Source organism: Nonomuraea sp. NPDC049624, from assembly GCF_040675255.1.
In the GTDB taxonomy this organism is placed as follows: Bacteria; Actinomycetota; Actinomycetes; order Streptosporangiales; family Streptosporangiaceae; genus Nonomuraea.
In genome coordinates, this window is the sequence record NZ_JBFAOR010000012.1 from 208,103 (window position 1) to 221,018 (window position 12,916).

At 72.1% G+C, this 12,916-nt stretch carries 9 protein-coding genes; 4 read left to right on the top strand and 5 right to left on the bottom strand.

What is annotated here, in order from left to right:
* The first annotated feature begins 27 nt into the window (after positions 1-27).
* Positions 28-780, top strand: coding sequence for a sulfite exporter TauE/SafE family protein (locus AB0J76_RS40770; RefSeq protein ID WP_352320596.1), 753 nt, complete (start codon positions 28-30; stop codon positions 778-780).
* Here the strand turns inward: AB0J76_RS40770 and AB0J76_RS40775 are convergent.
* The 3 genes from AB0J76_RS40775 to AB0J76_RS40785 all read right to left on the bottom strand — a co-directional run bounded on the left by AB0J76_RS40775 (position 777) and on the right by AB0J76_RS40785 (position 3,362).
* The gene (locus tag AB0J76_RS40775) at positions 777-1,964 is read right to left on the bottom strand and encodes an FAD-dependent monooxygenase (protein ID WP_352320597.1); all 1,188 of its coding nucleotides are present in this window, start codon (positions 1,962-1,964) and stop codon (positions 777-779) included. The genes AB0J76_RS40770 and AB0J76_RS40775 overlap by 4 nt on opposite strands.
* Positions 1,965-1,981: 17 nt before the next feature.
* Positions 1,982-2,578 carry a PadR family transcriptional regulator gene (locus AB0J76_RS40780; protein ID WP_352320599.1) on the bottom strand — a complete coding sequence of 199 codons (597 nt, stop codon included), beginning with the start codon at positions 2,576-2,578 and terminating at the stop codon, positions 1,982-1,984.
* A 64-nt stretch (positions 2,579-2,642) separates the two neighbouring features.
* Positions 2,643-3,362 (bottom strand): hypothetical protein, encoded by a 720-nt coding sequence (locus AB0J76_RS40785; RefSeq protein WP_352320601.1) that lies wholly within the window; start codon positions 3,360-3,362, stop codon positions 2,643-2,645.
* A gap of 198 nt (positions 3,363-3,560) precedes the next feature.
* Between AB0J76_RS40785 and AB0J76_RS40790 the strand changes: the two genes are divergently transcribed.
* Entirely contained in the window at positions 3,561-5,120 is a 1,560-nt protein-coding gene (locus AB0J76_RS40790; protein WP_352320603.1) for a cellulase family glycosylhydrolase, read from the top strand.
* A gap of 60 nt (positions 5,121-5,180) precedes the next feature.
* On the opposite strand, the gene AB0J76_RS40795 is transcribed toward AB0J76_RS40790, so the two are convergent.
* Positions 5,181-5,759 (bottom strand): helix-turn-helix domain-containing protein, encoded by a 579-nt coding sequence (locus AB0J76_RS40795; protein ID WP_352320604.1) that lies wholly within the window; start codon positions 5,757-5,759, stop codon positions 5,181-5,183.
* A gap of 144 nt (positions 5,760-5,903) precedes the next feature.
* Between AB0J76_RS40795 and AB0J76_RS40800 the strand changes: the two genes are divergently transcribed.
* Positions 5,904-7,433: an MDR family MFS transporter gene (locus AB0J76_RS40800; protein ID WP_352320616.1), complete on the top strand. Its 1,530-nt coding sequence runs from the start codon at positions 5,904-5,906 to the stop codon at positions 7,431-7,433.
* Positions 7,434-7,595: 162 nt separating this feature from the next.
* Complete coding sequence (locus AB0J76_RS40805; protein WP_352320606.1) at positions 7,596-10,499, top strand: AAA family ATPase; 2,904 nt, start codon at positions 7,596-7,598, stop codon at positions 10,497-10,499.
* Here the strand turns inward: AB0J76_RS40805 and AB0J76_RS40810 are convergent.
* The coding region (locus AB0J76_RS40810; protein ID WP_364392803.1) for a M28 family peptidase at positions 10,496-12,916 on the bottom strand (2,421 nt) is incomplete at its 5' end. The genes AB0J76_RS40805 and AB0J76_RS40810 overlap by 4 nt on opposite strands.

Genomic DNA, 12,916 nt, shown 5'->3' on the forward strand with positions numbered 1-12,916 from the left:
CAGGGCCACGCACTAGAGTCACCCGCCATGACACCTTGGGAGATGGCCGCGGTCTTCGCGGCGGGCGTCGGAGCGGGAGGCATCAACGCCGTCGTCGGCTCCGGGTCGCTGATCACGTTCCCGACGCTGCTGGCCGTCGGCCTGCCGCCGGTCACCGCCAACGTCTCGAACAACATCGGCCTGGTGCCCGGCGGCGTGACCGGCGTCCTCGGCTACCGCGCCGAGCTCAAGGGTCAGCGCGGCCGCCTGCTCCGGCTGGCCTCGGCCTCCGCGCTGGGCTCGCTGATCGGCGGGCTGCTGCTGCTCAACCTGCCGGAGCGCACGTTCACGGCGGTCGTGACGGTGCTGATCGGGTTGTCGTGCGTGCTGGTCCTGGCCCAGCCGAGGATCAGCCGGCTGCTGGCCAGCCGTCCGCGTCAGGCGCACGGCGGGCCCTGGTTGTGGCTGGGCGTGCTGGCCGCCGGGGCGTACGGCGGCTACTTCGGCGCGGCGCAGGGCGTGCTGCTCATCGGGCTGCTCGGCATCTTCCTCGACGAGGAGCTGCAGCGCGTCAACGCCGCCAAGAACGTGTTGTCGCTCGTGGTCAACGCCACGGCCGCCGTCCTGTACACGCTGGTGGCCGACGTCGACTGGTGGGCCGTGCTGCTGGTGGCGCTCGGCTCGACGGTCGGCGGGTTCCTGGGGGCGCGGGTGGGACGCCGGCTGCCCGCGCCGGTGTTGCGCGGTGCGGTCGTCTGCATCGGGGTGGTGGCGATCGTCAAGCTGCTGACCGCTTCCTAGGCCGTCACCGGCTCGTCCCAGTCGACGTGGTGGCGCTGCTCGGGGCCGAGGGCGCGTTCGGGGGCGAGGAACGTCCGGGTGGCCAGCGGCATCATCAGCCGCATCATCGTGACGGCGAAGGGCCCGAGGGTCTTGCTGCTGTTCGTCCGGGAGGCGCGGGCGGCGACCCGCTCGACGCGGTCGCGGCGCAGCCGTACGTAGGCGTCGAACGCGGCGGGCACGCCGGGCAGGTCGCGCAGGCAGCGGGCGAGCTGGACGGCGCTCTCGGCGGCCAGCGAGGCCCCCTGCCCCGAGCTGGGCGAGGGCGCGTGCACCGAGTCGCCCACCAGCACCATCCTGCCGCGGTGCCAGTGCGGGACGCTCGGCATGATCTCCACCGTGCCGAGCGCCACCAGGTTCTCGGGGGACGTGTGCCGCACCAGCTCCCGCCCCGGCTCCTCACCCGCGAAGAGCTCGCCCAGGCGGCTCAGCCACTCCGCGGCCGGCACCCGGCGCGCCTGCGCGGACGTCGTCGGCTCGGCGTGCGGGACGTTGCAGAACCAGGCCGTGCGCCCGTCGGGCTGCACCCAGTAGCCGAGGAACGCCCGCCGCCCGAACACGAAGTAGGACGCCTGCCTCCCGGCCGGCACGGCGACGTCGGCCAGGCCGCCGAAGTTCAGCAGGGGCACGTGGCGCGGCCCCGGCGCGGCCGGGTCGATCAGGGACCGGACCACGGAACGGATGCCGTCGGCCCCGACCAGGATGTCGGCGCTCGCGCTGCCGCCGTCGGCGAAGCGCGCGGTGACGCCGCCCGGGTGCTCATCGACGCCGACCAGGCGCCGGCCGTACTCGGTGCGGATGCCGGCGGCCAGGGCCCGGTCGCGGACCGCGCCGTAGAGCTGCGAGCGCCACATCGCCTGGCTGGGCGGCAGGTCGGGCAGGCCGGCCAGCTCGCCGATGCGCCTGCCCGCGCCGTCGCGGACGACCGTGTGCGCCACCGGCTGGCCGACCGCCCGGACGGCCTCCTCCGCGCCGACGGCCCGCAGCGCCGCGAGCCCGTTCGGGGCGATCGTGAGCGTGCCGCCGACGCCCTCCGCGCCGCGGTCGTACGCCTCGTACAGGGTCGCCTCGATCCCCGCGCGGCGCAGCGCCATCGCGGTGACGGGGCCGGCGATGCCCCCGCCGATCACCAATGCCGTGCTCACTGCCGTGCTCACTGCTGTCATTGCCGACTCCCGAACATCTCGTGCCAGGTCCTGGCGTAGTCAGGTGCGCTGAGGGACTCGATGAGGCGGGCGACGAAGGCCAGCTCGGCGTCGAGCACCGCGAGGCGGTAGTCGTCCTCCACGAGGAACACCCAGGCCACGCCGCCCGCGCGGGCGGCGTCGGCGGTCCGGGCGAGCTCGGCCCGCTGGGCGGTCATCGCCGCCGCGCGGCGCTCCAGCAGCCCGACGGCCTCGGCCGGGTCGAGCACGCTGATCAGCGACAACGCGACGCCGAAGTGCGGATAGTCCTCCTGCGGCGTCGAGACCAGCTCGCGCAGCCAGTCGTAGAGCTCCTCGCGGCCCTCGCCGGTGAGCTCGTAGAGCGTGCGCTCGGGCCGCTCGGTGTCGCGGACGGTCTCCCGCTCGACGATGAACCCCGCCTTGGCGAGCTGCTTGACGACCATGTAGAGCGAGCCGCGGTTGTACTTGAAGCTCTTGTCCTTGTCCGTCTCCTGCAGGCGACGGCCCAGCTCGTACGGGTGCATGGGCTCGACCAGCAGGAACGCCAGCACCGCCAGCGCGAGCGGGTTGGCCACCTTGCGGCGCTTCTCCATCGGAGTCCCCTTTAGTTGATATCAACTATCCATTGTCGGCTAGTTGATGTCAACTATAGAGGAGTCAGCCCGCCATCCCCACGAGGAACGCCACCGGGACCAGCGCCAGCGTGAGGACGAGCGCCCACCAGCGGGGCGCGGGGCCCGTCCGGAGCACCGCGACGCCCATGGGCACCAGCGCGACGGCGAGCCCGGCCAGCGCGGCCAGCGAGACCGGGTCGCTGCTGCCCTTGAGCACGCCGAGCGGCAGCCCGGCCGCCAGCGCCAGCGCGACGCACCTGGCCACGCCGACCGGCCCGTCCCCGAAGGCCCGGGCACGGAAGGCGCCGACGGCCAGCACGACCCAGCCGCCCATGATGCAGACGTTGACCGCCTTGAACACGTGGAAGGCCCCGTACGTGCCGGCGACGACCTGTTCGGCCGCCTCCGGGCCCAGCGCGTCCACCAGCTGGAACGCCAGATGGCTCACCCCGGCGTGGAACACCCTGCCGAACAGCCCCAGCACCGCCAGCGTCACGCCCCACCCGGCCAGAACCGGACGGGTGGCGGCGATCACCCGGCCGAGCGCGGTCACCGCCGGCCACAGCAGCACGGCGCCCGCGGCGTACAGGCTGTAGGACAGGGCCATGCGGCCCGGGTCGGCGGCGTAGGCGGCGAGCTGGCCGGGGAAGAAGTCGTCGGCGCCGAGGCGGACGAGGACGCCGGCGAGCAGCAGCGCCGGTGCGAGCACCAGCCCGGCGCCCTCCACCCAGCGCCCGGGGATGGTCATGCGCGTGATCGTCATGCCCGCCATTCAAGTGACGTACGCGTCCGGGCACATTGGCGCGGCCGCGAGGACCCGTACTCCACCTGGCACTACCAGGGCATGAAAGTTTCAGGCGTTCGCGCAGGTCAAAGGGGTTGACCGGGGTGCTCGCATTGACGTGCCCGAACGCGGCGGCCGAGCATGACGCCGCGTTCCCCCTCGCGGAAAGGGCACCCCATGCAGACCTCGAAGGCGGCACTGACCGCCCTGGCCACGGTGGTGGCCGGAGCGGCTGTCGCCGTCGCGCTGACCACCACCCCGGCGGGCGCGGCGACCGGAACAGGGACCGGCTACCTGCACACCAGCGGCAACAAGATCCTCGACAGCACCGGCGCGACCGTGCGGCTGACCGGGATCAACTGGTTCGGGATGGAAACGGACAACAAGACCTTCCATGGTCTGTGGTCGAGCAACCCCTGGAAGAGCCAGATCGACAAGATGGCCGCGCTGGGCTACAACACGCTGCGGGTGCCGTACTCCAACGACGCGCTCAAGCCGGGGGCCACCGCCACCGGGATCAACGACTACGTCAACCCCGACCTGGTCGGCCTGTCCCCCATGCAGATCCTCGACAAGGTCGTGGACTACGCGGGCGTCAAGGGCATGCGGATCATCCTCGACCGCCACCGCCCGACCGCGGCCGGCCAGTCCCCGCTCTGGTACGTCAGCACCACCCCCGAGAGCACCTGGATCAACGACTGGAAGACCCTGGCCCAGCACTACGCGAACAACCCCACGGTCATCGGCGCCGACCTGCACAACGAGCCGCACGCCGAGGGCACCAACCCCAACGCGACCGGCGCCTGCTGGGGCTGCGGCGACCAGGCCCGCGACTGGCGCCTGGCGGCCGAACGGGCGGGCAACGCGGTCCTGGGCGTGAACCCCAACTGGCTGATCTTCGTCGAGGGCGTGAGCTGCCCGAGCGGCGGCCTGTCGAACGTCTGGGACAACGATCCCAGCAACGACGAGGACTGCGGCTGGTGGGGCGGCAACCTGTCGAAGGCCGGCCAGTACCCGGTACGGCTCAATGTCGCGAACCGCCTGGTCTACTCACCGCACGAGTACGCCACCTCGGTCTACCACCAGACCTGGTTCGACGCCCCCGACTACCCCGCCAACATGCCCGCCATCTGGGACAAGTACTGGGGATACCTGTACCGGCAGAACATCGCGCCGATCATGATGGGCGAGTTCGGCACCACGCTGGCCTCGAACGTCGACAAGGTCTGGCTCCAGGAGCTCATGAAGTACACCGGCACCGGGGTGAACGGCATGTCGTTCACGTACTGGTCGTGGAACCCGAACTCGGGCGACACCGGCGGCATCGCCAATGACGACTGGACCACCATCAACCAGGCCAAGCAGGACATCCTCCAGCCGTACCTGATCCCGCCGGCCGGGGGCGGGAGCAACCCCACGACGTCGCCGACGGCGACCCCGCCGGGGCAGTGCACGGTCGGCTACAAGCAGACCAACGCCTGGCAGGGCGGCTTCCAGGGCGAGGTGACGGTGAAGAACACCGGGACGTCCCCGATCAACGCCTGGACCGCGACCTGGACGCTGCCCTCGGGCGTCACCCTGAACAACGCCTGGAACGCGGTGGTGACGGTCTCGGGCACCACCTGGACCGCCAAGGGGCCCGACTGGGCGCGGAACCTGGCGCCGCGCGCGTCGGTGGTGATCGGCTTCACCGCCAACGGCACGGCCGCCACCCCCGCGAACACCACCTGCTCCTGACGCCGCCCCCCGTTCCCTGCTCCCACTCCCGCCCGCGTTCCCCCATCGGGACGCGGGCGGTCAGCTGAACGGTCGGGACATCTCGTCGAGCATCTCGGCCATGACCTCCCGCAACGAGCGCGACTGACGCTCCTCGACCCACAGGTGCGACCCGAGCCGCAACGCCGTGAGGAACCCGGCCGCCATCACCTGGGGACGCACCGGGCTCTCCCGCTCGGAGATCGCCTGGACCAGGTCGCGCTCCAGCGCCGCGTGGTTGGCCAGTTGCCGGGCCAGCAACGACGGGTGCCGCTTGGCCAGGCGGGCGCGCACGGCCCACTCCCGCGCCGGCTCCCCCACCTCCTCGAACACGTCGTCGATCGCCCCGCAGAGCGCCTGCCAGGCGGTACGGCCGGCCGGCTGGGCGCGCACCTTCTCGACCAGGTCGCGGATGCGCTGCTCCTCGCCGTAGAGGACGGCGTCCTCCTTGCCGGCGAAGTAGTTGGAGAACGTGCGGCGCGAGATGTTCGCGGCGTCGGCGATGGTCTCCACCGTGACGGCGTCGAGGCCGTGCTCCCCGACCAGCCGCATGGCCGCCTCGTGCACGGCCTGCCGCGTCTCGGCCTTCTTGCGCTCGCGCAGCCCGCCGGTGCTGTCCATGATGCGCCAAGCCTACCGTCCGGGAATATATGCTCAGCGGGCAAACTTTCCCATTGGGCATTGTTTTAACGTAGGAGGAGGCCGCGCATGAGCGCACCGACCGTCCCGGCCGCGCCGCCGGGCCAGATGAGCCATCGGCAGATCATGGAGGCCCTGAGCGGGCTGCTGCTCGTCCTGTTCGTGGCGATGATCAGCGGCACGATCGTGTCGGTCGCGCTGCCGCAGATCATCGGCGCGCTGAACGGCACGCAGTCGCAGTACACCTGGGTGATCACCGCCTCGTTGCTGGCGTCCACGGCCTCCACCCCGATCTGGGGCAAGCTGGCCGACCTGTTCAGCAAGAAGCTGCTGCTGCAGATCTCCATCGTGATCTTCATGGTCAGCTCGGTGGCCTGCGGCTTCGCCCAGGACACCGGCCAGCTCATCGCCTTCCGCGCCCTGCAGGGCCTCGGCATGGGCGCGCTGCAGGTCCTGGTCCAGGTGATCATCGCGGCGATGATCAGCCCCAAGGACCGGGGCAAGTACAACGGCTACCTCGGCGGCGTCATGGCCGTCGCGACCGTGGCCGGGCCGCTGCTCGGCGGCCTGATCGCGGACACCTCCTGGCTCGGCTGGCGCTGGTGCTTCTTCGTGGCGGCGCCGTTCACCGTGGTCGCCTTCCTGCTGCTGCAGAAGACCCTGCGGGTGACCCACGTGCGCCGCGAGGGCGTCAAGGTCGACTACGTCGGCGCCACGCTGATCGCGGCCGGCGTGAGCGTGCTGCTCATCTGGGTGACCTTCGTCGGCAACTCCTTCGACTGGCTGTCCTGGCAGACGGCCGCGATGGTGCTCGGCGGCGTCGCCGTCCTGGCGGTCGCGACCTGGGTGGAGACCGTGGTCAAGGAGCCGGTCGTGCCGCTGCACGTCATCCGCCGCCGGACGCCGGCGCTGGCCATCCTGGCGAGCCTCGCGGTGGGCATGGCGATGTTCGGCGGCTCGGTCTTCCTCGGCCAGTACTTCCAGATCGGCCGCGGCTACAGCCCGACCGAGGCGGGGCTGCTGACGATCCCGATGATGCTCGGCGTGCTGCTGTCCTCGGCGATCTCCGGGCGCATGGTGTCGAGGAGCGGGAACGTCAAGCCGTACATCGTGACCGGGGCGGTCGTGCTGACCGTCGGGTTCCTGGTGTTGTCCACGATGGACCACCAGACCTCGCTCGTGCTCATCGCCGGTGCGATGGTGCTGGTCGGCGCGGGCGTCGGCATGTCGATGCAGAACCTCGTCCTCGCGATCCAGAACACCGTGCCGCTGCGCGAGCTGGGCGCAGCCAGCGGGGCCGTGACGTTCTTCCGGTCGCTGGGCGGCACGGTGGGCGTGTCGGTGCTCGGCGCGGTGCTGGCCAACCAGGTCGCGACCGGCATCGCCGAAGGGCTGGCCAAGGCGGGCATCGACCCGGCCAAGGCGGCCGCGGGCGGCAGGAGCACGCTCAACATCGCGGCGCTGCCCGAGCCGTTCAAGGGCATCGTCAGGGCCGCGTACGGCGACGCCACCGGGCACATCTTCCTGATCTCGGCGGGCATCGCGGTGATCGGCGTGATCGCCACCCTGTTCCTCAAGCCGGCCAAGCTCCGCGACAGCGTGGACCTGGCCGAACCCGCCCCGGCGGGCGACGGCAGGACCACCGTCGCCCCCTGAGGCGCCGCCCGCGCGGGACGGGGCGGCCGAGGGCGCCGGGATCACCGGCGCCACCAAGGGCACGGCATTTGACCGGAAAACAGAGGGTTGACCCGCGCTGACCCGTGATGGATAACAGTATTCCGACAGGGGGAGTAAACCTGCACTGTTACGGAGACCCCGATGACAAGCCTGGCTTCTCCTGGGTTGATCGGGCGTGACGCCCAGTTACGCTCACTCGTCGACGCCATCACCGGCCCTCCGGCCGTCATCCTCGTGCAGGGCGAGGCGGGGATCGGGAAGACCCGGCTGGTCAGGGCCGCGCTCGACCTGTTGCCCGACGGCGAACGCACCGTCCTGATCGGCCATTGCCACCAGATCCGCGAGCCGTTCCCGTACGGCCCGGTGTTCGATGCGCTGCGGCACGTCGGGTGCGCGCTGCCGGAGACGGGCACGCTCAACCCGGTCACCGGCGCCCTGCGCGGCTATTTGCCGGAGCTGGCCGGGCACCTGCCGCCGGTGCCGTCGCCGCCCCCGCTGGACGACCCGCGCGCCGAGCGCCACCGCCTGTTCCGCGCGGTGCACGCGCTGCTGGCCGCGGCGGGCCCGGCGGTGCTGGTGATCGAGGACCTCCACTGGGCCGACGACGGCACCCGTGACCTGCTGCGCTTCCTCACCGACCAGCCGCCGGCGGGGCTCGCGCTGGTGGTGACGTTCCGCCGGGAGGGCCTGCCGGTGCCGGGGCTGCCGTTCGGGCGGGCGTACCGGCGTCCGCCGGGGGTGCGCAGCGAGGTGATCTCGCTGACGCCGCTGGACGTCGAGGGGGTGCGCCGGCTGACCGGGGCGCTGCTCGGCCGTTCGACGCTGACCTCCGACTTCGTCACGAAGCTGCACGACCGCACGGCGGGGGTGCCGTTCGTGATCGAGGAGGTGGTGCGCTCGTTGCTCGACGACGAGGGCCAGCTACTCGGCGGCGAGGAGGAGCCGGAGGTCCTGGAGCGCATGGCGGTGCCGCTGCTGCTGCGCGAGGCGATGACCGAGCAGCTCACCGGGCTCACGCCGGCCGCGCTGCACGCCGTGCACGCCGCCGCCGTGCTCGGGCTGCCCGCCGACGAGCAGCTCATCGCCGCCGTCTCCGGCCACCCCCTCGGCGACGGGCTGAGCCAGGCGCTCAAGGCGGGCGTGCTGCTCGAACAGCACGACGGCCAGTACGGCTTCCGCCACGCCCTCGCCCAGCAGGCCGTCTACGACGCGATCCCCGGCCCCGACCGGCGGCTCACCCACCAGCGGGCGGTGACCGCATTGTCCGCACTCGAACCGCCGCCGCTCGTCCAGCTCGCCTACCACGCCAGGCGCGCGGGCGACTTCGAGTCCTGGCAGCGGCACGGGCCGGCGGCGGCCGACCAGGCCGCCGCCATGGGCGACATCCCGCTCGCCGTCGAGGTGCTGGCCGGCATGCTGGCCGACCCGAAGCTGCCGCACGACGCGCGCGGCCCGCTCGCGCTGCGGCTCAGCCGGGTGGCCGCGATCGGGCTCTCCTACCGGCGGGTGGTGCGCTCGCTGCGTCACCTGCTGGCCGAGGACTTCCTGTCCCGGCACGTACGCGGCGCCGCCCGGCTCAACCTGGGCGTGCTGCTGTCCAACCAGGCGGGCCTGGTCGCCGCCGGCCGCCAGGAGATCCTGCTGGCCCTGCCCGACCTGCACGACCGGCCGAGCCTGGCCGCGCGCGGGCTCGCGCTGCTGGCGATGCCCGCCTGGGGCGACGAGCCGCTGGCCGTGCACGAGGAGTGGATGAACCAGGCGGAGAAGCTGCTGGCCACGGTCGAGGACCAGGATCCCGAGCTGACCGCCGCCGTGCACGCCAACAAGATCAGCCTGGCCATGATGCTCGGCTCGCCGGACGCCTTCGACCTGGCCGCGACGCTGCCCGCGAACGACCCGTCCGCGGCGGTGCGCCGGCAGGTGGCACGCGGCTACTCCAACCTGTTCGAGGCGGCCATCGCGCTCGGCCACTACGCGGCGGCCGAGCGCTTCGCCGACCAGAGCAGGCGCATCGCCGAGGAGACGGGCGCCCAGTACCCGGTGTTCCTGGTGGAGATGTCCTCGATCCGGCTCGCCCTGCTCACCGGCCGCTGGGAGGGCCTGCGGGAGCGGGCCGTCGCGGCGGTCGAGATGACGGCCGAGGCGCCGCTGCTGGCCGTGGACGCCCGGCTCGCGCTGGGCATGCTTGCCCTGGCCAGGGGCGAGTGGGAGGAGGCCGCCGAGCACCTGGTGGCGGCGGGGGTCAACGACCTTGAGTCGGGGTTCCTGCCGGTCGCCGCCGTGGCCTCCGGCGGCCTGATCGAGCTGCACCTGACCCGCGACTGCCCGCACGAGGCGCTGGCCGAGGCCGAGCGGGCGGTGGCCAGGCTGCGACGCAAGGGCATGTGGGTGTGGGGCGACCAGCTCGTGCCGCCGGCCGTGGCGGCGCTGCTGAAGGCCGGACGGGCGGAGGAGGCCGAGGACCTGGTGGCCGAGTTCGCGGCGGGCATCGAGGGCCGCGACGCCCCCTCCGCGCACGCCGGCCTCGACGCGGCGGCCGGCTCGCTGGCCCTGGACCGGGGCGCGTACGAGGAGGCGGCCAGGTGTTTCGCCAGGGCGCGGGCCGCGTACGAGGCGATGCCGAGGCCCTACAGCGTGGCCAGGACGGCCGAGTCCGAGGCGGCGGCCCGGCTGGCGACGGGCGACCGGGCACGGGCCGCCGACCTGATCGCGGACGCCTGCGAGCGGTACGCCGGCCTGGGCGCGACCCACGACGCCGCCCGCTGCCGCCACCTGCTGCGCGAGATCGGGCCGGGCAGCGCGCCGCGCCGGGGCAGGAAGGGCCGCAGCGGGGTGTTGTCGCCGCGGGAGGCCGAGGTGGCCAGGCTGGTCGCGCTGGGCCGGACGAACAGGGAGATCGCCGAGGTGCTGTTCCTGTCCCGGCGGACGGTGGACACGCACGTCGCGCGGGTGCTGCAGAAGCTCGGCGTGCGCACCCGCAACGACGTGAAGGAGCCCCGGCCGGATGACCGGCCGGGGCTCGCTACTCCTGATTCCGATGGTTAGACCGTGATGCTCCAGGAGTCCAGGAATCCGGTGTCACCGGCGTAGACGTCCTCGATGTCGAGCGTCCAGGTGCCGGCGGCCTGCTGGCTGACCGGGATCGAGAAGGTCCTGGTGCCGTACTGCGTGCAGGTGGTGCCGCCGTAGGCGTCGACCACGTACCAGGTGCCGCTCGGGCCGCGGAGCCAGATGTCGAGGTCCTCGGCGCAGGTGTGGCTGATCGTGATGGACACCTTGACCGGGGAGGCCGCGGTGCCCGTCGCCGTGGACGTGATCGAGCTCTGGGTGTTGGCGTAGTCCCTGATCTGGTAGTCGGTGTCGTTGGTGAACGTCCGGTTGCCCGAGGTGCCCTGGACGGTCAGCGTGTACGTCGTGGTGTGCGTCGTCGTCTCGCCGGTGCCGGTCACGGTGATCGGGTAGCTGCCCGCCGGGGTGGTGGGCGAGGTCGCGATCGACAGGCTGGACGAGCCGCCCGACGTGATGCTGGCCGGGTTGAACGAGGCCGTGGCGCCGGTCGGCAGGCCGCTCGCGGACAGGTTCACCGTCTGGGCGGTCCCGTTCGTGGTGGTCGAGCCGATCGTCGTGGTGGCGGTGGAGCCGGCCTGCACCGTGCCCGAGCCGGGGTTGGCGGAGAGCGAGAAGTCACGCGGCTGGGTGGTGCCGCCGACCGCCTGCTTCCAGATGGCGTACGCCGCGGCGTCCGCCGCCCGGTCGAGGACGGTGTCGTTGATGTTGGAGGTGGTGTCGCAGGAGGAGTGGTAGCAGGAGTCGTAGGCCCGGTTGGCCGTGCCGCCCCACTTGGTCGCCTGCGCCGAGGTCTTGATGGCGCTCGCGCCCGCCGCCACGCCCGAGCTGGCGATGCCGGCGTTGCGGAAGGAGGCGTCGTCGGACCGGTTGGCGCCCTCGGTGTTCTCCTCGGGCTGCAGGTTCAGCTTGTCGTAGAACTCCTTCAGGTAGGACGCGCCGGTGGTGGTGATGTTGTTGATGAAGTAGCCACCGTTGGGCGAGCCGACCATGTCGTAGTTGTAGTAGACCTTGATCTTCGACCGCTCGGTCGAGCTGAGCGAGGCGACGTAGGCCTCGGAGCCGTTCAGGCCCTGCTCCTCGTCGGTCCACCAGCCGAACCGCACGTGCTTGGTGAGCGTGGGGTTCTTCTGGGCCAGGGTCAGCGCGACCTCCAGGAGGGTGGCCGAGCCGGAGCCGTTGTCGTTGATGCCCGGTCCCGCGGCCACGCTGTCCAGGTGGGCGCCGGACATGATGACCTGGTTGGCGTCGCCGCCGGGCCAGTCGGCGATCAGGTTGGGGCCGGCGCCGCTGGTGCAGTAGGAGACGCTGCAGGCCTGGCGGGTCACGGTGTACCCGGCCGCCTGGAGCTTCTGCTCGACGTAGGAGACCGACTGCAGGTAGCCCTGGCCGGTGGACCTGCGGGTGCCGCCGTTCGCGGTGGCGATGCTCTGGAGCTGCGCCAGGTGCGTCTTGACGTTGGCGACGCTGACGTCAGGCGGGTCCTGGCCGCCGGGGCCGCCGGTGCCGACCGTGAGGGTGTAGGTCGCGGTGTGCGTGGTCGAGCCGGTGCCCGTGATGGTGATCGGGTAGGTGCCCTGGGCCGTGGAGGCGCCGACGGACAGGGTGAGCGTGGAGGAGTTGCCCGAGGTCACCGAGGCCGGGTTGAAGCTGGCGGTGGTGCCGCTGGGCAGTCCGGAGGCGGTCAGGTTGACGGTCTGGGCGCTGCCCGAGGTCGTCTGGGTGTTGACCGTGGTGGTGGCGGTGCCGCCCGGCTGGGCGCTGCCGGAGGACGGGTTCAGCGTGAGCGAGAAGTCCGGCTGAGCGGTGCCGCAGGCCGGCTCGCCGGAGGCGGCGGCGACGCTGACGGCGCTCCAGGCGGCCTTGGTGCTGTTGCACTCGGCGCTGTTGGCCCCGTACAGCTCGATGGCCGCGGCCACCGAGGCCGACCGGATGTTGGCGTAACGCCAGGAGGACGTCTTGCGGTTGAGGGCGCCCATGTAGATCTTGCCGGCCTTTTGGATGCTGATGCCGGTCACCGAGGACGGCCCGCCGGAGCAGATCGGGCTGGAGGGCTTGCCACCGCCGGGGTTGTTGCCCTCGGCCAGCAGGTAGAACCAGTGGTTGAGCGGCCCGGCCGCCGAGTGCACCTCGGTGTTGGGGATGGAGGAGGAGTAGCAGTTGGGGTCGCCCAGCGCGCTGGGGTTGTACATGTTGCGGATCGGGCCCTGGCCGACCAGGTCGACCTCCTCGCCCACCAGGTAGTCCGGCGGGTCGTTGGGGTTGTTGGCGTAGGCCTCGGTCAGCGCGCCGAAGATGTCGCCGGTGCCCTCGTTGATGCCGCCGTTCTCGTTGCCCGACCCGGCGCCGCCGGGAGTGGTCTGGAAGATGGCGTGGCCGAACTCGTGGGCCACCAC

Coding starts and splice junctions, on each gene's coding strand:
- AB0J76_RS40770 (WP_352320596.1), top strand. CDS start 28: ATGACACCTTGGGAGATGGCCGCGGTCTTCGCGGCGGGCGTCGGAGCG.
- AB0J76_RS40780 (WP_352320599.1), bottom strand. CDS start 2,578: ATGGAGAAGCGCCGCAAGGTGGCCAACCCGCTCGCGCTGGCGGTGCTG.
- AB0J76_RS40785 (WP_352320601.1), bottom strand. CDS start 3,362: ATGACGATCACGCGCATGACCATCCCCGGGCGCTGGGTGGAGGGCGCC.
- AB0J76_RS40790 (WP_352320603.1), top strand. CDS start 3,561: ATGCAGACCTCGAAGGCGGCACTGACCGCCCTGGCCACGGTGGTGGCC.
- AB0J76_RS40795 (WP_352320604.1), bottom strand. CDS start 5,759: ATGGACAGCACCGGCGGGCTGCGCGAGCGCAAGAAGGCCGAGACGCGG.
- AB0J76_RS40800 (WP_352320616.1), top strand. CDS start 5,904: ATGGAGGCCCTGAGCGGGCTGCTGCTCGTCCTGTTCGTGGCGATGATC.
- AB0J76_RS40805 (WP_352320606.1), top strand. CDS start 7,596: ATGACAAGCCTGGCTTCTCCTGGGTTGATCGGGCGTGACGCCCAGTTA.